This window comes from Bacillus cereus group sp. BfR-BA-01347, assembly GCF_022663835.1.
Taxonomy (GTDB): domain Bacteria; phylum Bacillota; class Bacilli; order Bacillales; family Bacillaceae_G; genus Bacillus_A; species Bacillus_A thuringiensis_K.
Map to the genome: position 1 here is coordinate 287,312 of NZ_JAKUGG010000002.1, position 18,843 is coordinate 306,154.

Below are 18,843 nucleotides of genomic sequence, written 5' to 3' on the forward strand. Positions count from 1 at the left end.
CTCCTCAGATCTAAAAGGTTTGTAAATACAAATCCTTTACCCTAACTGTTCTACTTCTTTATGATTACGAATCGTTTCAAACCATGTATATAGTTGCTGATATGTGCTATAAACCAATTCTTTTTCTAATTGTAAGTGGTTCATTTTCTCACGATATGTGTTCGATTCAATTAAATCACGCTTTTGTTTTTTGTCTGCCATAAAAATGACGCCATCTTTTATTGTAACAAATTCTAACTCAAAAAACACCTGTGTCATGAAATTTACTGTATCTTTTGACCAACCTTTATGACGACATAGTTGTTCTCCATATTGTCTTAAAGAAAATGGTGTTTTTTGGCTTAAGAAAGAATAGTACCATTTAAAGTGTTCTCTCGTCGGAACTGTACTAAATAAATGGTTATTCTCTTGATAAAATAGCGTATAAATTCGCGCTGGGAATCCTACCTTAAATAGCTCACGTAATTCATCTGTTCCTTTTGGTAAATCAAGTAACACGATATATTGATCATCTAAATGCGTTACTTCTGAAGCATGCATGAGCTTTTCTTTATAGCTCTCTAAAGAAAATTTATTCAATACCTCTTCAGAAAAATACACCATTGTTATTTTTTCTTTCGGAAGTTCTGCTAAATTTGCTTCTGCATTACGCATACTACGCCAATCAAATAATTGCCACGCCTCTACAGCAATATCTTGTACCATTAGTTGTGGCTTCTTAAAATTATTCCATTCATTAATGGACGCTTCTCCTATTACAGATACTTTTGCAACTGGAGAGATTTCTTTCGCATATGCACCAAAACCAAATCCAATTGTATCCAGTGTTGCTTGTCCATCACGAAGAGCCATTTTTAAATGAGAGCCATCTGATCCGATTGCGCGAATGCTTTCTAACTCTGCATCTTTTACTGCAATACGTGGTTTCGGATTTCCAACACCAAATGGAGCTAGTTTTTGCATATCTTCAATTGCCGCTAGCGTTACATCCTCTACTTTACAAAAAACATCAACTGCTGTAATTGGAATAAAATCTTCTTCTGTTAAAATTGCATCTGCTTGTTCATTTAAGCGGCGACGTAATTCATCTACATCATTCATATGTAGCGTCATTCCCGCTGCCATCGGATGCCCTCCGAAGTGTGGTAATAACTCTCTACAATCTGATAAATTTGCAAACAAATCAAATCCTGCAATACTACGTGCTGAGCCTTTTGCTGTTTCTTTTATAGGATCAATGCTTAATACAATCGTCGGACGATAAAAACGTTCAACTAATTTAGAAGCAACAATTCCAATTACCCCTGGGTTCCAGCCTTCTTTTGCAAGTACTAATACTTTGTTTTCTTCTGGCGGGAAGTTATTTTCAACTTCAGCGATAGCCTCTTCTGTAATTTGCTTTACAATATCTTTTCGCAGTTTGTTCAGCTCATCAATTTCTTCAGCTAGCTCCTTCGCTTCCTCTGGATCATCTGATAATAAAAGGTGTACAGCCGGCGCTGCATCTTCTAAACGCCCGACCGCATTAATACGCGGTGCAATTGAGAAGCCAATACTCTCTTCTGTAATTTCACTTTGCGAAACGTTAGCAACTTTAAACAATGCCTTCAAACCAATATTTCTCGTCATACGCATATGTTTTAAACCACGTTTCACTAGCAACCTATTTTCACCATGAAGTGATACTAAATCGGCTACTGTACCGATTACTGCAATCTCTAATAAATGTTCTGGTACACGGCCTAATAATGCATGCGCAACTTTAAACGCAACACCTACACCAGCTAAATAGTGAAACGGATATACGCCACCTTCTAATTTCGGATGTATAATCGCAAGTGCTTCTGGCAATTCTGGCGGTGGCTCATGGTGATCTGTAATAATTAGATCTATTCCAAGCTCCTTCGCTACATTCGCTTCATGTACTGCTGCGATGCCCGTGTCGACCGTAATAATCAGTGAGAACCCTGCGCTATGCGCCCAACGAAACGCTTCTTCGTTCGGTCCATACCCTTCTGTAAAACGATTTGGAATGTAAAATTCTACTTCTGCACCTAATTCTTGAAGAGCAAGATATAAAACCGTCGTACTACTTACTCCGTCCGCATCGTAATCACCAAATATTAATATTTGCTCTCCATTTTGAATCGCCTTATTTACACGTTCTACCGTTCTATCCATTCCTTCTAATAAAAATGGATCATGAAATTCTTGATTTTCTGTATTTAAAAAATCTAAAATCTTATCTTCTGTATCTAGTCCTCTACCGAGGAATAATGAAACGACAAGTGGCGATAACTGTAATTTACTTGCTAATTCACTCACTCGCTCGTCATTATATTCTTTTTCTTTCCAACGCGTCTTCGGTTGTAACACGAAATCACCCCTTAACCTGTTCATTATACAAGACAGATTAAGGGGTGACAATATAATGCAAACTACGATGCAATATCTATATACTAAAATGTTAATGATGTTTAATTTGGAGAATACGGATTTATATGTACGAATACATTTTGTACATTATCTTGTTTCATAAGTATTTCTTTCACATGTTTTCCAATACGGTGTCCTTCTTCTACGGTAATGTATGGGTCTACAGACACTTTAATATCGACAATAACATAATGACCATGCTCCCGTGCATATAAAGAACCAATTTTTTTCACACCATCTACTTGAAGAACTGCTTCCCTAAGCGGAATAACATCCTCCTCATGAAGAACATGGTCAAGCGTTGCATGAATTGCTTCCGCTCCAATGCTCCATGCCATTTTTACAACAAGAAGTGAAACAACTAATCCCGCAATCGGATCGGCATATACAAGCCAGTCTATACCAAGCTTACCACCGATTATAGCTGCACAAATACCGATTAAAGCTGCAATTGAAGAAAATACATCCGAACGGTGCTCATATGCATTTGCAATAATTGCATCACTGTTTACTCTTTTCCCTAATCGGAATTTATATTGAAACATTCCTTCTTTCACGACGATTGAAAGAACAACAGCAAAAATCGTAATTCCTTTTGGCGGTTCTAGTTCTTGCGAAAAAGCTTTTATAGACGAAATCGCTATCTCGAGTCCCACAATAAATAATAATACCGCAACAATAATCGCTGAAATCGATTCCGCTTTACCATGACCATACGGATGATCTTCATCAGGTGGCTGCTTTGCCGCTCGCAATCCAAAAAGTACAGCTAGCGAACCAATTACATCTGATGCAGAATGCACAGCATCCGCTAACAGTGCTTTACTGTTCCCAATATAACCAATTACCGCCTTTACAATCGCTAATATAATATTACCAACGATCCCGACAATAGCACCAAACTCGGCCTGTTTAAAACGTTCATCTTTTTCCATAATTAAAATCCCTTCTTTTCTTAACCTATCTTTTTATTTTAACAAATACAGTGATAACACCACCACTTTCTTCCATCTTCTTTCTGTAAAAAAGTTGCTATCTTATTGTATCCACAAACGAAAAAAGAGATGCCTCATAAAGAGACATCATCTTTTCTATACTTGCGGTTCAGATTCTACTTTCTCAACCTTCTTCTTGTTTCTTCCCTTTTTCAAACGACGGTTTTCAAGCATTAACCAAATTTGAGAGGCAACGAAAACAGAAGAGTACGTACCTACAATTAATCCAACAAGTAACGCAAACGAGAAGTTACGTAGTGACTCACTACCGAAGATAAGCAGTGCAATTACTGGGAATAACACTGTTAATACGGTGTTAATCGAACGACCAAGCGTTTGGCGAATACTTGCATTTACAATTTCTTCTAGGTCTTTTATATCGCGCACTCGTTTTTTCTGTTTGTATAATTCACGGTTTCTATCAAATGTAACAATCGAGTCATTAATAGAATAACCGATGATTGTTAATACTGCAGCGATAAACGTCAAGTCTACCTCTAGTTGGAAAATACTAAACATAACAATCATAACGAATGCGTCATGTAATAATGCAAGTACTGCAGATAACGCATACGTAAATCGGAAACGAATACTTACGTATAAAATGATAACCGCAGAAGCAATCAGTACAGCGATAAATGCATTTCGTGCAATTTCTTTACCGATTGTCGGTGAAACTGTACTTACGTTTGGATCTGTACCATATTTATCGTGGAAGAATGTTTTTGTTTTCGCAATTTCATCTTTTGATAAAACACCTAATGTACGAACTGCGAAACCTTTATTGTCATCTCCAGTCGGTACAATATTTTCTTCCTTCACATCAATGTTCAATTCTTTAAAATCTTTATGAACATCAGACACAGTAACGGCTTGTTTTGATTGCAAGTCGATACGTGTACCACTCGCAAAGTCAATACCAAGATTCAATTTGAAAATTGGTAAAATAATTGCTCCTGCAATTACAACTACAATCGAGAAAATAAGGAATTTATGACCGATATTTACGAAGTTAATACGATCAAATCTTGTCGGTGGATGTACTACACCTTTTGTTAATGGAATAATATCCTTTTGTTTCACACCAAAATATCCTGGTTTTTTATCAAAGTAACGGCTCTTTACAAGTAAACCTAATAAGAAACGAGTACCGAATACGTTCGTAATAAAACCAACTAAAATACTTACGATTAAACTTGTTGCGAATCCTTTTACAGAGCTATTACCATACACGAATAACACACCAGCTGCTGCAAGTGTTGTAACGTTTGCATCTAAAATTGTTGCTAATGAACGATGGTTACCAGCGCGGAATGCCGACATCATGGACTTACCAATTTTCAGCTCTTCTTTCAGTCTCTCGTACGTAATAATATTCGCATCAACTGCGATACCTACTCCGAGCACTAACGCTGCAATACCTGGCAACGTAAGAACTGCATGCATCCAGTTAAAGACAAGTAATGTAACGAAAATGTATAAACCTAACATAATAACCGCTACAAGTCCTGGTAAACGGTAGAATACAAGCATAAATAAGAAAATAAGAGCGATACCAATCGCACTAGCGAAAATCGTTTGCTCTAACGCTTGTTGACCAAATTTCGCTCCAACAGATGTTGAATACATTTCTTTTAAATCAACAGGAAGTGCACCTGCATTTAATAAAGATGAAAGTTGTTTCGCACTTTCAACTGTGAAGTTTCCACCTACGATAGATACTTCAGCTTGGTTAAATACTTGGTTTACTGTTGCTGCTGATAAGAACTTCGGATTCGGTTTTGCAGATTCTGCTTTATACGAATCTTTTCCTTCTTCAAAGTCAAGCCAAATTACCATTAAGTTCGTTGGTGGTGGCATTTTTGAAATTTTTTCAGTTACTTCACGGAATTTTTCAGCGCTTTTTAGTGTAAGACCTACGCTTGCACGGCCTTGCTCATCAAATGTTTGCTTCGCTCCGCCGCCTTTTAAATCCGCTCCATCCATAAGGAGATTGTCATCTACATCACGGAATGTTAATTTCGCTTGTGTCGATAACATTTCACGCGCTTTTTGCTGATCTTGTACACCAGCAAGCTGTACACGAATTCGATCTTGCCCTTCGATTTGAATGTTCGGCTCACTTACACCGAGAACATTGACACGATTTTCAAGAGCACCTACTGTACTTACAAGTACGTCTCGATCGATTTTATCACCTTTTTTGGCTGGTTTTACTTCATACAGAATTTCAAAACCACCGCGAAGGTCTAGTCCTAGACTAATTCCTTTTGCTATGTCTTTTCCTGCCGAACCAATTACTCCACCGATTAATAAGACGATGATGAAAAAGGCAGCAATTCTCGTACCACGCTTTGCCATATGTACCCTCTTTCTGCTACTAACACTTTCAATAAATCTCTTACGATTCACTGCTATACGTGTGCATACGCCTAGTTAGTAGACTTCCTTTCTATAATTTTTGCTAGTTCATCACTAGCTGTATAGGTAAGCTTTTACACTACCTACACTTCCATCATTTATTTTCCTCTTCACTACCTCCTTTATATATAATCTTAGACATAATTATTTCCTCTTTATCAATACATATCATTATACTGCAAAAGGAAGAACAAACCAATTGCAGTCGGTTATTTATTTTCGTACTCATCAAATGACCAAAGTGGCGCTTGGTAAGCTTCAACAGTTAAATATGTCATATATTCATTAGCTGTTACTGTTAATACGTCATTAACTAATTCATACAATCTAACATCGCTGTCTATCTTCTTCCACTTTTTCACTTTAAGAAACTTCCAAATATCATCATCTGTCACTCGGTCGTAACCGAACATTTGAAACTCTTCTACTTTACTTTCTAAAACGACTTGTAACTGTCCGCGGTATGATTCTACCAAAGCCTCTCTATCTAACATCTATAACATCTCCTTCTTATTTCAGCACGAAAAAGTCGCTTTAATCCCGCTCTAATGGACAGCAATAACTACTTTCAAGAGCACTATCATACTTCACTCTCTTAAATGCTTGTCATTCTTGTCTCGTACGTGCATATAAATTATTGTAAATCATTCCATTGATTTTGAGAAGGTAGGAGAAGAACATGACGAGACAAAGCTTTTTAAAAGGCGCATTTATTTTAATGATAGCCGGCTTTATTACAAAAATACTCGGCTTTATCAACCGCATAGTAATGGCACGTATTTTAGGAGAAGAAGGCGTTGGTCTTTATATGATGGCCGTTCCTACATTCATTTTAGCAATTACATTGACACAAATTGGTCTTCCTGTCGCCATCGCAAAATTTGTAGCAGAAGCGGAAGCTGTGAACGATAAACAAAGAGTTAAAAAAATATTAACCGTATCACTAGCTGTTACATCCGTTATTAGTATCATTTTAACAATCGGAATTATGTTCCTCACACCTATTTTAGCAAAAACATTATTAACCGACGAAAGAACGTACTATCCATTAATGGCCATTTTGCCCGTTGTTCCCGTTATTGCTGTTTCTTCTGTTTTGCGTGGTTACTTTCAAGGGAAACAAAACATGAAACCTAGCGCTTATGCGCAAGTTCTAGAACAAGTCGTCCGCATTACCATTATCGCTATATGCATCCAATTATTTTTACCTTACGGCATAGAATACGCTGCAGCCGGCGCTATGTTATCAGCTGTTCTCGGTGAAGTTGCATCGTTATTATTTTTACTCACGTTATTTCAGCGAGAAAAACATTTATCAATACGTTCTGAATTTTTCACTACTGTAAAAGAAAGCAAAGGGACATTTTATTCTCTGATGGATATTGCCCTTCCAACTACAGGAAGTCGTTTAATCGGTTCCGTTTCATATTTTTTTGAACCTATTGTCGTTATGCAAAGTTTAGCAATCGCTGGTGTCGCTGCTTCTGTTGCAACCCAGCAATACGGTATATTAAACGGTTATGCATTCCCACTCCTATCACTACCCGCCTTTATTACATACGCTCTCTCTACAGCGCTCGTTCCTTCTATTAGTGAGGCAATGGCAAAAAGACAACATAAATTAGTAGAGCACCGTTTACAACAAGCACTTCGAATTTCATTAATTACCGGCGGATGGTCTGTCGTTATATTATACGTATTCGCTTCTCCTGTTTTAACTCTTATGTATGGATCAGACAGCGCAACAGCATTCATTCAACTTCTTGCGCCTTGCTTTTTATTTCATTATTTCCAAAGTCCACTTACCTCTGTTTTGCAAGCTTTAAACTTAGCAAGAGCTGCAATGATGAATACATTTATTGGTGCCATCGTGAAATTAATCGTTATTTTTGTACTAGCATCAAGGCCAGAATTTCAAATGATGGGGGTTGCGCTTGCTATCGCTGCAAATATTGTAACAGTAACATTTCTTCACTACGCTACTGTTTTGAAAAAGATTACATTTACCATTTACGCAAAAGACTATATTTTCGGCGGACTTGCCATCGGTATCGCAGGCGCCTTCGGTTTTTATCTTCATAAATATATTATTTTCTCTCATTCCCTTGGCATACAAACATTATGGGAAATCACTTTAACAACAATTGTTTATATCGTACTTCTCTTCACTTTCAAACTCATTCGAAAAGAAGAGTTAAGTCGCCTCCCTATTATTCGTAAACTTTCATTTTTGAAATAAGGTGAAACTTTAATCAGTGGGGTAATCTCCACTGATTATTAGTTACACTAATCATTCTTACTCTTTCAAAGAATAAGTATCTAATTTTCTTTTAAATCAACAAAAAATTGTCCGTTTTGAAAACTACAGTATAAAATTTGTGTTATATCGTTATAACCTAAGTTTTTTAATTTCTCAATAAGCCATTCATCTGTATGCTCAATCATTTGTAAATGGCTAGATTGAATTTCTCCATCAATAATAAGAGGAAGCGTAAACCGCAATGTATCTTGTTTATTTTTTTGTTTTTGAAAGACAGATAACTTCCCAGACGGTTCCAAAATAGCATATTCTACATCCCGAATATCTCCAACTCCTTGTTCCCTTAATTGCATCATTAAATCATCAATATTATATCGCTGGTTTCTCATCTTTTTTTCATCAATCTTTCCCGCATTAATAATAATTGCTGGTTCACCTTCTATTAAATGCCGAAATCGTTGAAACTTTAATGAAATGACTGACAAAATGATTTGTATGCACATAAGAAAAGCCATCGGAACTAATTGATGCCAAAGTGATTTATCGGTATTTTCAATTGCTACTACAGCCATTTCTCCAAGCATAATAAATACGACTAAATCTAATACACTTAGCTCTCCTATCTCACGTTTACCCATAAGACGAAAAATAATTAAGATAATGATATACAAAAGCATTGTCCGTCCAATTACCGATATCCATTCCATTCCTACATCTCCTTTTTTACGTATAGACTCCCCTATAAAAAAGAAACTAGTCTAACTTGGGCAAAAGGAAAATATGCTTGTATTAAAAAGGGGGAATGCATAAATGGATGGAACGAAAAAATTATCAACTGCAATTGGCTTCGGTATTGTTACGCTACTAATTCTCGCATCTATTACTAGTATGATTATGGCTCTTTTATTAAAGTTTACGAATATAAATGAAGGGACATTAACCGTTACTATTTTTATACTCGCTCTTTTATCTATGCTTATGTCTGGATTTACTGCCGGCAAAAAGGCTCAAGGAAAAGGTTGGCTAGTAGGTTTCACAACAGGGCTCACGTTCACTATACTCGTCTTTCTAGTTAACTATTTAGGCTTTTCTCAAACCTTATCGAACTCACAATTACTATATCAATTAGCATTAATGGGGGCGAGTACACTCGGTGGTATTTTCGGTGTAAATATGTCAAAGCAAAGTAACTAAAAAAGGCCCTGCACATTTCATGCAGGGCCTTCCACATTAGTTTTTCACAACTTCACGAATCGCATTGCGATCGAAAGTTAAGTGTGAACCACCAGATTTAATAACGATTTTTGTCTCATCTACTGATTCGATTGTGCCGTGTAAACCACCGATTGTTACGATAGCATCACCTTTTGCTAACTCACTTTGCATTTGAGCAACTGCTTTTTGACGTTTTTGTTGCGGGCGAATTAATAAGAAATAGAAAATCGCAAACATCGCAACGATCATAACGATATTCATCATACCTGCATTCATCTTTTGTTCCTCCTTTTAAATTATGTATTAGAAGTTTTTAGCATTCGGTTTATTAAAGCCATACTGTTCAAAGAACTCTTCGCGGAAATCGCCAAGACGGTCTTCACGAATAGCTTGTCTCACCTGCTCCATTAAGTTTAACAGAAAATGAAGGTTGTGATAAGACGTTAAACGAATTCCGAACGTTTCATCACATTTCATTAAGTGACGAATGTACGCACGTGAGTAGTTTTTACATGTGTAGCAATCACAGTTTGGATCAAGCGGACCGAAGTCTCTTGCGAATTTCGCATTTTTTACAACGAGGCGACCTTCACTTGTCATACATGTACCATTTCGAGCGATACGAGTTGGAAGTACACAGTCAAACATATCAATACCACGAATTGCGCCATCGATTAACGAGTCAGGAGAACCTACACCCATTAAGTAACGAGGCTTATTATCTGGAAGAAGTGGTGTTGTAAACTCAAGAACACGGTTCATAATATCTTTCGGTTCACCAACAGATAAACCACCTACAGCGTAACCAGGGAAGTCCATTGAAACAAGATCTTTCGCACTTTGACGACGAAGCTCTTCGTACTCCCCGCCCTGTACAATACCGAATAAACCTTGATCTTGCGGACGTTCATGCGCTTTTAAGCAACGTTCTGCCCAGCGGCTCGTACGCTCTACAGATTTCTTCATATATTCAAAAGTAGCTGGGAATGGTGGACACTCATCAAATGCCATCATAATATCTGAACCTAATGCATTTTGGATTTCCATCGCTTTTTCTGGTGATAAGAATAATTTATCTCCATTTAAGTGATTACGGAAGTGAACGCCTTCCTCTTCAATACGACGGAAGTCACTTAAACTGAATACTTGGAAACCACCAGAGTCTGTTAAGATTGCACGATCCCAGTTCATAAATTTATGCAAGCCGCCTGCTTCACGAATAATTTCATGACCTGGACGTAGCCATAAATGATACGTATTACTTAAAATAATGCCAGAATCCATTGCTTTTAATTCTTCTGGTGACATTGTCTTAACTGTTGCAAGTGTACCAACTGGCATAAATGTTGGTGTATCAAATGAACCGTGCGGCGTATGCACACGACCTAAACGGGCACCCGTTTGTTTACATGTCTTAATAAATTCATAACGAATTGCTGTCATAACTTACTCCTTTTATTTGTTTCTCATTTTAGCGTGAGATGCAACGAACATTGCATCACCGAAGCTAAAGAAACGATATTTTTCTTTTACTGCTTCATTATAAGCATGAAGTACATTATCTCTATTTGCAAATGCACTTACAAGCATAATTAATGTTGATTTCGGTAAATGGAAGTTTGTAATTAAACCATCAATTGCTTTAAATTCATATCCCGGATACATGAAAATATCTGTCCATCCAGAAGCGGCGCAGAGCTTACCGTCATGATCTGTTGCAATTGTTTCTAACGTACGAGTTGATGTCGTACCTACAGTAATAATACGTCCACCATTCTCTTTCACACGATTTAATAATGCCGCTGTCTCTTCAGACATATGATAATATTCTGCGTGCATATGGTGTTCTTCAATCGTGTCTGCAGAAACTGGTCTAAATGTTCCAAGTCCTACGTGAAGTGTAATGAATGCTAACTGAACGCCTTTTTGCTTTAACTTCTCAAGTAACTCTTCTGTAAAGTGAAGTCCCGCAGTCGGCGCTGCTGCTGAACCGATTTCTTTCGCATATACTGTTTGATAGCGATCGCGATCTTCCAGCGTCTCTTTAATATATGGAGGAAGCGGCATTTCCCCAAGTTCATCTAAAATTTCATAGAAGATGCCATCATATGAAAATTCAAGCTGGCGTCCACCTTGATCTGCAGTTCCTGTGCAAGTTGCTTTTAATTTCCCTTCGCCAAAAGAGATAACAGTTCCTTCTTTTACACGTTTCGCTGGCTTTACAAGCGTTTCCCACTTATCACCTTCTTCTTGTTTTAAAAGAAGTACTTCAATGTGCGCGCCTGTATCTTCTTTCACACCGTGCAAACGAGCAGGCATAACTTTCGTTTCATTTAAAACTAAGCAATCCCCCTCATGTAAGTAAGAAAGAATATCCGTAAAATGTTTATGCTCAATATCACCTGTTTCACGGTCTAACACCATTAATCTTGATGTTTCACGATCTTCTAACGGGACTTGTGCAATAAGTTCTTCTGGTAAATGAAAATCAAACAGATTTATATCCATAGCTATATCCACCTATTTCTTATTTAAATCGATTTATTATATACATAATAAAAGATAATACAATACTTAACACAATACATGTAATGATAGGAAAATAAAAGGTAACGTTTCCTTTTTTCACAAAAATATCGCCTGGAAGCCTTCCAATGAACTTCCAAGCTAATCCAACAACGATGAGTAAGATCCCGGCTGTAATAAGCAGCTTTGGCATCTCCGTCATACTTTTGGTATCTCCATTCCGAAATGTTCATACGCAAGCGGCGTTACAATTCGGCCCCTTGGCGTTCGTTGTAAAAAGCCAATTTGTAATAAATACGGCTCATACACATCTTCAATCGTATGAGATTCTTCTCCAATTGTTGCTGAAACCGTTTCTAATCCAACTGGACCGCCACGGAATTTCTCAATAATACCAAGCAGTAATTTATGATCAATATGATCTAGACCTAATTTATCTACTTGCAGTAGCTCTAATGCCATTTGTGTAATTTCCATCGTAACCGTTCCGTTACCACGAACTTGCGCGAAATCACGTACACGTCTTAAAAGACGATTCGCAATACGAGGTGTACCACGAGCACGTCTTGCAATTTCTAATGCAGCTAACGAATCGATTTCAACTTCAAATACTTCTGCTGTACGTTCAACAATCGCAGAAAGCTGATCTACTGTGTAGTACTCTAACCTTGAAAGTACACCGAAGCGGTCACGAAGCGGTGCCGATAATGCTCCAGCACGTGTTGTTGCTCCAACTAATGTAAATGGCGGTAAATCTAGGCGTACAGAACGTGCTGAAGGCCCTTTTCCAATTACGATATCAAGGCAAAAGTCTTCCATCGCAGGATACAATACTTCTTCAATTGATCTATGCAAACGATGAATTTCATCAATAAATAATACATCCCCTGGCTGAAGCGCTGTTAATACAGCAGCTAAATCTCCTGGTCTTTCAATTGCGGGACCTGAAGTTGTTCTAACATTAACGCCCATCTCATTGGCAATAATATTCGCAAGCGTCGTTTTACCAAGACCTGGTGGTCCATATAAAAGCACGTGATCTAACGTTTCTTCACGCATTTTCGCCGCTTCAATAAATACTTCTAAATTATGTTTTGCTTTATCTTGGCCAATATACTGACGGAGCGTCTGTGGCCGTAATGAATATTCTAAATCCGCATCTTCATATGCAGATTCCCCTGAAAGGAGACGTTCGTCCATTATACTCACCTCTTACCATTTAGTAAAAGACTAAGTGCCTTTTTAATATACTGATCCGTCGTTAATGATTCTTTTAATAACTCTGGTACAACACGAGAAACTTCGCGTTCTGCGTATCCAAGTGCGCGGAGAGCTTCCAGTGCCTCATCAAGCTCAGCTGATGAACCTTTCTTCTCATCAAAACGTTCTGTGTCTGAGAATAAATCAACAAATGCATCTGGTACGACATCTGCTAGTTTTCCTTTTAAATCTAAAATCATTTGGCGTGCTGTTTTCTTTCCGACGCCTGGGAATTTCACTAAAAACTTCTCATCTTCATGCTCAATCGCTTGAACGACCTGTCCTGTTTGACCAGAAGCTAAAATTGCAAGAGCTCCTTTTGGCCCAATGCCAGACACGCCTAACAACTTTGTAAATAATAAACGCTCTTCACGTGTTTTAAACCCGTAAAGTGCCATAATATCTTCTCTCACATAATGATATGTATAGACACGGATTTCTTGCTTACTTCTTTGAAATACATACGGATTTGGTGTGAAAATTTGATAACCAATTCCATTATGATCAATTACGACATATTCCGGCCCTACATACTCCACGTAACCTGTAACATATTCAAACAAAATACGATCTCTCCCTCTTAAATCATGTATTCCATTTTAACATATTTAATGATAGAAAAGCGAGACTGCCCCAACAAATGTTCTCCACTTGAAACTTCTGTTATTTTCCATTGACAGAAAGGTTAAAGCACCTTAATATACAGAAGTCGATAATGATTATCAATACTAATTAAAGGGGTTGCATCAGGATGAAACGTAAGCTATTTATTTTATTTACTATTATGCTCGTTGTTCTTTCTATCGTTGGCTGTTCTTCTCAAAAAGAAGAATCGAAGGCAAAAGAACAACCGAAAACAAAAGTTGTAAAACATGCTAAAGGTGAAGCTACAATTCCAGTAAATCCAAAGAGAATTGTTGACTTATCTGGATCAACAGAAGAACTATTACTTCTTGGACACAAACCTGTTGGTACAGCAAATACATATAAAGATAAAATCCAAACTCACTTAACAGACAAGTTAGATGGAGTAAAAGCAGTAGGTTGGTACTGGGCACCTAAAGTTGATTTAGAAGCTGTTACTGCTTTAAAACCAGACTTAATTATTTTAAACAACCGTCAATTAAAAATTTATGATCAACTAGAAAAGGTTGCACCTACAGTTGTTCTAGAAACAAACTTAGAAGACTGGCGTGGTAAGTTTAAAGAAGTAGGTAAGCTATTTGACGAAGAGAAGAAAGCAGACAAATGGATTGCAGACTACGATAAGAAAGCAGACTCTTTATCTAAAAAAATTAAAGAGAAAACAAAAGATGAGAACTTTATGTTCGTTGCAGTTACACCACAAAACTTCCGTGTATACGGTAGCTTCGGATACGGTGACATCATCTTTAATGACTTAAAACTTCCAGCAACAAAAGGTACGGATTTAAAACAAACGATGGCGCAAGTATCACTAGAAGGTCTAGTTGCATTCCAGCCTGACCAAATGTTTATTGTAAACTTCGGCGGCGAAGCTGATAAAGTTTACGAAGACTACAAAAACAGTGCCGTTTGGAAAGACAATAAAGCAGTTAAAAATAATCACGTATATGAAGTATCAAATGAAGTCTTCAATACGAAAGCATTCAATCCAATCGGAAAAGATATGCTAATTGATGAAATCGCAAAAGAAATTTTAGCTAAAAACAAATAAGAAAAAAAAGCAGCTCACCATGAGCTGCTTTTTTTCTTACTCTGAACTGCGTATTGCTTCATTTTTTCAATCGTCTTCACAAAACCTTCTTTTGATTTAATACGAATGCCACGTTTCAATTTCGCACGTTCATAGCTCTCAAGCTTTTTCATATCAATTTGAAAGAAAGAATGGATCGCATTATCACTTTTCGGTACACCTTTGAAAATTTGTAATATCCCTTCCTCTGAAACACCAAAATACCCGCTCGTTTTCAATAACGGAGAAATATCATCAACTTTCTTTTGCAATACAATTTGTACATCATCACGATCAACGAGCTGCCATTCTTTATACTGCTGTAAAAACTTTTCTAAATCCGTCACTTTTTCTGTAAGTATTTCTTCGCTTACTTCGCCATCAACATACATACGCTCTAATAAAATTGTAACCTCAGGTTCTTTTTTCGTTACTTCTGGTACTGGCCCTTCCGCCTTCACATTCGTTCCATAAACGAAACAAAACATCATAACGAAAGCTTGCATCGCAATCAGTATCCATTTCATTTCCGTTCACCTCTTTTAGGCAAGATCATACTTTCATTAGTAGTTTTTCCGGAAATGGGGGTTTTATCCATATTACATTTCTTTCGAAAAATAAAAAATGCAGATAAGGGTTTACCTCATCTGCATGTATCATTTACTTTTATATAAAATGAAAGACGCCTGCAAAGCAGGCGTCTTGATGCGTTTACGGCGAGAGACCAGGCGACCACATTCGCGTGTTTAGCACTTAAGCATATCTCTCGTCTTACGTAAATTAGCTCATCGCTTTGCTAATATAACATTAATAAAGTATAAGTGCAACATGTTTATAAAAATATTTTATTTCCTCTTTCATCCAAATTATTTTATGTAAATTATAAATTGATAATTGCAATATATATGTTACAATTAATGTGACAGCGAAATCATAATAAGCAGGGGATGAATATTATGAAAAAAATAAAGGATGAACGCCTCATTCTTCAAATGTTAAAAAACATACGTATTGTCTTTCTTTTTCAATACATTGGCGTAGTTGGAATTTTAGGCTATATCGGATTCACTGAAGGCATTGATCAAATTACGAAATCTCCATTGTGGCTATTATTTATGTTTACAAGTATTTTACTTGCTTATTTACAGTTAAGTGTTTCAATCGATGTAGAAGAAGGCGAAAAGGAAATACAGTTAACTCCTTATTACAAACTTGTCTTCCACTCCCTTATTGTAGGAATCGTTACGGCTATTATTTATATTATTTTCAGTCCAGAAAGACCTCTATTTGAAGCTATTTCAACAGGTAGTATTCTTTTCATATGCTTTTTAGTTTCTTATTCCGTTAGTTATTTTATTAAAAAACGTCGCTTACAAGACAACGATGAATAAAGAGGAAGGGCTATCCCTTCCTCTTTTGTTTTGTTATCGCACTGTACCAGTTAAACCGTAACGAATGTCTCGGAACATATTCACTATGTCACGATTAAAATCGTTTGTAACTGTACCGTTACGTAGACGCGTACTCATTGCATCGACACGAGTAAACATATCATTTCTTACAGAAACATATACGTTTCTGTTTCCAACTTCATTTGCAACAGCTTGACGAATTTCGTTAGCCATCGCCGTTTCATTTGTCACTGTGTTACGTGGTTTTACCGCAATCGCTACATCGTTTCCATATACAACTGTAGACACACGGTCTACGTTATTCATACGTTTCACACGATTTGTTATTCTTTCAGCTGTTTTACCATCATTGTTAATGTATGAATTGTTCATTGTAATATTACGAGTTGGATGCGGATTAGCAATTTGTCCATTGTAATTTACATCTCGATAATAATTGTATCCTGTATCGTTACGACCATTTCTATATGTTACATAATCTGTATAACGATCATTACGTGTCACATTATCACGATACTGGTGTGTATCATTATAAGATGTACGCTCGTAATTGTAGTTACGTCCATCCATTGCATTGTTATCTTTCGGTGTACCACATGCAGCTAATGCACTGGTAACTAACAAAGAAGCAGCAATCACTTTTACTTTCGTATTCAATACAAAAACCCCCTCTGTTAGAATGAGCTTCTCTACTGAAAAGCTCCCTCTTATGATGAGTAACCGAGAAGGTTTTTACACTGTTAATATTTCACTGGGAATTTTCTAGCACTTCATAAAAAAACTTCATTTTCTTAATTAACAGGAATGTAAAAAAGGCGGGAATACTCCCGCCTTTTTAAACTTCTTCTTCGTCCTCTTCTTCTGAAACGGGCTCTCCAAATACATTCGGTGGATCTGGTTGATAATACATCGTTCCTGGCTGTGGTGCATATGCAGACTGAGTTGGTTGGTAATATAAAGGATTCGCATATTGCGGACCGCCTGGTTGTGGACTATATAGTCTACTTTCTCCTCCGCATCCACAATCTTCCTCACCCTGCACAAGCGGCGGCATATTATTATCCATTGGCATCATATTCGGGTTTGGCATAGACGTATATTGCGGTCCAAACGGCGCTCCTTGCTGATATGGCATTTGATATGGATTTGGTTGTTGATAATACGGATTCGGCGGCATCATGGGCTGTTGATACGGCATTTGATAGGGCATCATATTTGGTGGTTGATTGTTATCCATAATCGGCATCATATTCGGCATTTGATTGTTATCCATAATCGGCATTATATTCGGCATTTGATTGTTATCCATAATAGGCATTATATTCGGTGGCTGGTTGTTATCCATAATTGGCATTATATTCGGTGGCTGGCTGTTATCCATGATTGGCATTATATTCGGTGGCTGGTTGTTATCCATGATTGGCATTATATTCGGTGGTTGGTTGTTATCCATGATTGGCATTTGAATATTTGGCGGTATGACTTGTGGAATAACTACATTTTCTTTCGATACATTTGGCGATACTATATTCCCTACGTTTTCTTTTTTCACTTGCGGTGACACTATATTCCCTACATTTTCTTTTTTCACTTGCGGTGACACTATATTCCCTACATTTTCTTTTTTCACTTGCGGCGATACTATATTTCCTACATTTTCTTTCTTCACTTGTGGCGATACTATATTTCCTACATTTTCTTTCTTCACTTGCGACGATACTATATTTCCTACATTTTCTTTCTTCACTTGCGGCGATACTATATTTCCTGCATTTTCTTTCTTCACTTGCGGCGATACTATATTTCCTACATTTTCTTTCTTCACTTGCGGCGATACTATATTGTTTTTTTTCGTTTGCGGAGAAATGATATTGTTAGGTTTCATTTTACTAATTTGAGGAGCAATTAACTCGCTTCCTTTTTTTATTACATCTGAAATTTTATATTCTTTTTTCGGTTTTATTGGTGGTTGTGGCGGCTGCGGTAATACATTTACCGAAAACTTCGTGTTTTCTTTTTCCGCCGGTTTTTGTTTTTCTATCACAGGTGGTTTTTGAATAACAGACGGTTTTTCAACTGGTTTTTCTTTTTGAATTGGCTGTTCTTTTTGCACTTCTTTTTGCGGTTTCACCTGTACCTCTTTTTGCGGTTTCACCTGTACTTCTTTTTGCGGCTTTACCTGCATCTCCTTCTGCGGTTTTACTTGCACTTCTTTTTGTGTTTGTTGCATAGCTGGCTGCTGTGTAATTGGTGCTGATTGATACGTAACTTCTTCCTCATCTTCTATTCCAAGCGGAGTTGGTGTTGCTGCAAATTCTTTTTGCTGCACTTCTTTTACGTATTGCTTTGGAGGCGCTGAACCTGCTCCAGCCTGTTGTTTCATGTGAACACTCTTTGATGGCACTTTAATTTTCATACCTGGCATGATTAAATCTGGATTACTAAGTTGTGTATTTGTTTTTTTCAACGTGTCAAAATCCACTCCGTACTTTTTCGCAATTTTCCAAAGGGTATCCCCTTTTTGCACGATATGAATTTTCAAATTTTCCCCCTCCTGTATAACTTATCTATAAGTAACAAATCTCATGAAGTAACTCTTTTTCT

General features: G+C 37.1%; 17 protein-coding genes and 1 pseudogene. 4 read left to right on the plus strand and 14 right to left on the minus strand.

Annotation, left to right across the window (positions count from 1 at the left end):
• Positions 1–36: 36 nt before the first annotated feature.
• The 4 genes from recJ to MR143_RS04830 form a co-directional block, all read right to left on the minus strand.
• Positions 37–2,376: a single-stranded-DNA-specific exonuclease RecJ gene (gene recJ, locus MR143_RS04815; protein WP_000941239.1), complete on the minus strand. Its 2,340-nt coding sequence runs from the start codon at positions 2,374–2,376 to the stop codon at positions 37–39.
• 101 nt (positions 2,377–2,477) lie between these two features.
• Entirely contained in the window at positions 2,478–3,371 is an 894-nt protein-coding gene (locus MR143_RS04820; RefSeq protein ID WP_000409743.1) for a cation diffusion facilitator family transporter, read from the minus strand.
• Between the two features lie 156 nt (positions 3,372–3,527).
• Positions 3,528–5,792 carry a protein translocase subunit SecDF gene (gene secDF / locus MR143_RS04825; RefSeq protein WP_001119051.1) on the minus strand — a complete coding sequence of 755 codons (2,265 nt, stop codon included), beginning with the start codon at positions 5,790–5,792 and terminating at the stop codon, positions 3,528–3,530.
• 269 nt (positions 5,793–6,061) lie between these two features.
• On the minus strand, positions 6,062–6,346 hold the full coding sequence (locus MR143_RS04830; RefSeq protein WP_000886980.1) for a post-transcriptional regulator: 285 nt from the start codon (positions 6,344–6,346) through the stop codon (positions 6,062–6,064).
• A gap of 185 nt (positions 6,347–6,531) precedes the next feature.
• On the opposite strand from MR143_RS04830, the gene spoVB reads away from it, so the two are divergent.
• Positions 6,532–8,091 (plus strand): stage V sporulation protein B, encoded by a 1,560-nt coding sequence (spoVB, locus tag MR143_RS04835; RefSeq protein ID WP_000198295.1) that lies wholly within the window; start codon positions 6,532–6,534, stop codon positions 8,089–8,091.
• Positions 8,092–8,171: 80 nt separating this feature from the next.
• Here spoVB and MR143_RS04840 read toward each other — a convergent pair whose 3' ends face one another.
• Positions 8,172–8,819, minus strand: a complete 648-nt coding sequence (locus tag MR143_RS04840) for a DUF421 domain-containing protein (protein WP_000454836.1) — start codon at positions 8,817–8,819, stop codon at positions 8,172–8,174.
• 103 nt (positions 8,820–8,922) lie between these two features.
• Between MR143_RS04840 and MR143_RS04845 the strand changes: the two genes are divergently transcribed.
• Positions 8,923–9,306, plus strand: coding sequence for a TIGR04086 family membrane protein (locus MR143_RS04845; protein WP_000349148.1), 384 nt, complete (start codon positions 8,923–8,925; stop codon positions 9,304–9,306).
• A gap of 36 nt (positions 9,307–9,342) precedes the next feature.
• On the opposite strand, the gene yajC is transcribed toward MR143_RS04845, so the two are convergent.
• The 6 genes from yajC to ruvA are packed head-to-tail and all read right to left on the minus strand — an operon-like array spanning position 9,343 to position 13,676.
• Positions 9,343–9,603 carry a preprotein translocase subunit YajC gene (gene yajC / locus MR143_RS04850; RefSeq protein ID WP_000991115.1) on the minus strand — a complete coding sequence of 87 codons (261 nt, stop codon included), beginning with the start codon at positions 9,601–9,603 and terminating at the stop codon, positions 9,343–9,345.
• A gap of 27 nt (positions 9,604–9,630) precedes the next feature.
• A complete protein-coding gene (gene tgt / locus MR143_RS04855) occupies positions 9,631–10,770 on the minus strand; it encodes a tRNA guanosine(34) transglycosylase Tgt (RefSeq protein WP_000125365.1) in 1,140 nt (379 codons plus the stop codon).
• 12 nt (positions 10,771–10,782) lie between these two features.
• Positions 10,783–11,835 (minus strand): tRNA preQ1(34) S-adenosylmethionine ribosyltransferase-isomerase QueA, encoded by a 1,053-nt coding sequence (queA, locus tag MR143_RS04860; protein ID WP_000354014.1) that lies wholly within the window; start codon positions 11,833–11,835, stop codon positions 10,783–10,785.
• A 19-nt stretch (positions 11,836–11,854) separates the two neighbouring features.
• Positions 11,855–12,055 (minus strand): DUF2905 domain-containing protein, encoded by a 201-nt coding sequence (locus tag MR143_RS04865; RefSeq protein WP_000138162.1) that lies wholly within the window; start codon positions 12,053–12,055, stop codon positions 11,855–11,857.
• Positions 12,052–13,053, minus strand: coding sequence for a Holliday junction branch migration DNA helicase RuvB (ruvB, locus tag MR143_RS04870; protein ID WP_000344449.1), 1,002 nt, complete (start codon positions 13,051–13,053; stop codon positions 12,052–12,054). Before ruvB ends, MR143_RS04865 begins: the two co-directional genes overlap by 4 nt.
• Before the next feature lie 5 nt (positions 13,054–13,058).
• Positions 13,059–13,676 carry a Holliday junction DNA helicase RuvA gene (ruvA, locus tag MR143_RS04875; RefSeq protein WP_000464511.1) on the minus strand — a complete coding sequence of 206 codons (618 nt, stop codon included), beginning with the start codon at positions 13,674–13,676 and terminating at the stop codon, positions 13,059–13,061.
• Between the two features lie 188 nt (positions 13,677–13,864).
• Between ruvA and MR143_RS04880 the strand changes: the two genes are divergently transcribed.
• A complete protein-coding gene (locus MR143_RS04880; RefSeq protein ID WP_000823612.1) occupies positions 13,865–14,809 on the plus strand; it encodes an iron-hydroxamate ABC transporter substrate-binding protein in 945 nt (314 codons plus the stop codon).
• A 14-nt stretch (positions 14,810–14,823) separates the two neighbouring features.
• Here MR143_RS04880 and MR143_RS04885 read toward each other — a convergent pair whose 3' ends face one another.
• Positions 14,824–15,354 (minus strand): BofC C-terminal domain-containing protein, encoded by a 531-nt coding sequence (locus tag MR143_RS04885; protein ID WP_000871192.1) that lies wholly within the window; start codon positions 15,352–15,354, stop codon positions 14,824–14,826.
• A gap of 429 nt (positions 15,355–15,783) precedes the next feature.
• Here MR143_RS04885 and MR143_RS04890 point away from each other — a divergent pair, with 429 nt between their 5' ends.
• The gene (locus MR143_RS04890; RefSeq protein WP_000721223.1) at positions 15,784–16,218 is read left to right on the plus strand and encodes a hypothetical protein; all 435 of its coding nucleotides are present in this window, start codon (positions 15,784–15,786) and stop codon (positions 16,216–16,218) included.
• Positions 16,219–16,251: 33 nt separating this feature from the next.
• Here the strand turns inward: MR143_RS04890 and MR143_RS04895 are convergent, their stop codons facing one another.
• Both MR143_RS04895 and safA read right to left on the minus strand, forming a co-directional pair.
• Positions 16,252–16,896 carry a YhcN/YlaJ family sporulation lipoprotein gene (locus tag MR143_RS04895; RefSeq protein ID WP_001093536.1) on the minus strand — a complete coding sequence of 215 codons (645 nt, stop codon included), beginning with the start codon at positions 16,894–16,896 and terminating at the stop codon, positions 16,252–16,254.
• Between the two features lie 1,728 nt (positions 16,897–18,624).
• Positions 18,625–18,781, minus strand: a pseudogene (gene safA / locus MR143_RS33385) (SafA/ExsA family spore coat assembly protein); the annotation flags it as partial.
• Positions 18,782–18,843 lie beyond the last annotated feature (62 nt).